Origin of the sequence: Okeania sp. SIO2B3, from assembly GCF_010672525.1 — a bacterium.
Classification (GTDB): Bacteria; Cyanobacteriota; Cyanobacteriia; order Cyanobacteriales; family Microcoleaceae; genus Okeania.
In genome coordinates this window covers 1-2,127 of the sequence record NZ_JAAHGH010000228.1, presented here as the reverse complement: position 1 = coordinate 2,127, position 2,127 = coordinate 1, and the positions used below count along the sequence as shown (strand labels likewise).

At 35.9% G+C, this 2,127-nt stretch carries 2 protein-coding genes and 1 pseudogene; 1 reads left to right on the top strand and 2 read right to left on the bottom strand.

What is annotated here, in order from left to right:
• Nucleotides 1-262: pseudogene (locus F6K15_RS37810) on the bottom strand (tyrosine-type recombinase/integrase); the annotation flags it as partial.
• A gap of 400 nt (nucleotides 263-662) precedes the next feature.
• Here F6K15_RS37810 and F6K15_RS37805 point away from each other — a divergent pair.
• Entirely contained in the window at nucleotides 663-1,478 is an 816-nt protein-coding gene (locus tag F6K15_RS37805; RefSeq protein ID WP_293071221.1) for an endonuclease I family protein, read from the top strand.
• A gap of 444 nt (nucleotides 1,479-1,922) precedes the next feature.
• Here F6K15_RS37805 and F6K15_RS37800 read toward each other — a convergent pair.
• Nucleotides 1,923-2,127: hypothetical protein (locus F6K15_RS37800; protein ID WP_293071219.1), on the bottom strand; the 205-nt coding region annotated here is incomplete at its 5' end.

The following is a 2,127-nucleotide window of genomic DNA, read 5'->3' as shown; positions in this document are numbered from 1 at the left end:
AGCTTACCCGCTGTTTTTCATCCCCCCACCCCTTGCTCAATACCCAAAGCGAGCGTCCGCTCAAATCAACATCCAGTATATCCAACTTCGACACTTCCGAACGGCGCAAAGCATTATCCCATAATAATCTCAAAATAGCATAATCTCTTTTACCCCCAAAACAAGAACGATCCGGCACAGCCAAAATCTTTTTATATTCAGCAGCAGGAATGCCAGTCGTGTCCCGATAAGGCCGAACTTTATCACTCTTCAGATCGGCCAAAGTAAAATTACATTATCATATTTAACAGTCCAGAATACACGAAAAAACGTTTGCTTGTGCAACTGGAGAGCTAAAAAAAAATAGTTGAAGTGAGCAGGTTGGTGAAAAGACTTTTGTTTCATTAATTGAGGCAGATGGCTTTCAGTAATTAAAAATTCAAAATTAATAATTATGAAGTGGCCTCGGACAGATGCGCTATGGGTATGTCCCGATGCTGGACACAAGTGTTCTGACTTGCTGGATACAAAGATATTGTGACTGTGCAGAAATTGGCGGGTGGCTGCTTCACCCATGACTACTACTTCGTTATGATAGACGGGGTGAGGAGATGCTCGAAACGAGCTGTGCAGAAGTTGGAATTTTGGGAGCGTGAAAATTTGTGTAAAAGGAAAAAATACTTATGCAATTAGTTAAAAAAATCTTATTATGTGTCTGTTTAAGTTGCTTTTTTCTAGTCAACTTTTCGTCTAATGGAATAGCTTTTAACTTAGAAAGTAGTCAACTAGAATCAATTATGCCAGAGCTTAATGGTATAGAACTATTGAAAAAAGTAGCCAAAGAATATGCTCCCAAGAAAACTTTTAGTTATAACATGGCTAGAGATATTATGTATACAAAAATTGATAACCATGATGGTGTAGTTCAGGGTATATACACTAGCTATAGTATTGATTTAGACCCTAATTCATCTAATCCTAGACAAATAGCATATCAAAATGATATTAATGCCGAGCATATTTATCCTCAAAGTAAGGGAGCTATAGGTGCGGGTAAAAGTGATTTGCATAGTCTTTTTCCAGCTTATGAACGGATAAATACTGAACGGAGCAATAATCCTTTTGCAGAAATTAATGATTCATTAACAGATAAATGGTGGATAAATAATCAAATTTTACTTAATCAACCCATTACAGAAATTGATAATTATAGTGAATCATTAACAGGAAGTGAATTTGAACCCAGAGAAAATAAAAAGGGTGATGTAGCTCGTGCAATGTTCTATTTCTACACGGTATATAGAAAGCAAGCTAATGCTAAAGACTCTAACTTTTTTCCACAGCAAAAAGAAATACTTTGTCAGTGGAATATTGCTGACCCTGTTGATGATTTAGAAATAACTCGTTCTCATTTAATTGCTACATATCAAGGCAATGAAAATCCTTTTGTGATAGATTCAACTTTGGCTGCAAGAATCTATTGTGAGGGAAATAGTTAGTAGCCATATAGGCTTTTTCGTGTGGGTGGTGTGAATCTTTTCCTACTCAAATTTCCAATTGTGCTTAGTTCATTTCAATGGAGAATCATTGTGAAAAAAATGTGAGTGTCAAACAATTAATAATTAATGATTAATGGAGGGGTAATATTTACTTTGAAAACCCACACAATATCCCCTGGCTAAAATCATAATAGATATCTCAGTAATTATTAATTATTAAGGAAGCCTTTTTAGATAAAAATTTCAGCATTCTACTCTTTTTACCCTTTGAAATAGTATAGTCGGCGAACACATTTCAGGCCGCCAGCTAAACTTTTTCCCCAACACGACCGCAAGAAAACATACTTGCCAAAATACAAAAACAAGTCAGTGCGGTGTCGGTTGGGTCGCTGCGCTAAAAAGTTTGCCTGAAATGTTTAGTATTGTTCGGAATATTTAAACCATTTAAAAAATAATACCTTCATCTATTTCTTCATCATTGTTTTCAGTTTCTCCCCATAATTTACGATAGTCAGAAGGCAACCATTTGGGATAACTAAATTTATCCTGTTTCTCTTCCAAAATCAACCACAAAATCCCACCTTTTGCACGAGCTAAACACCGAGTTAGTGCAACATATATCATGTGTTGTTCCTGCTCCTTTTCCTCT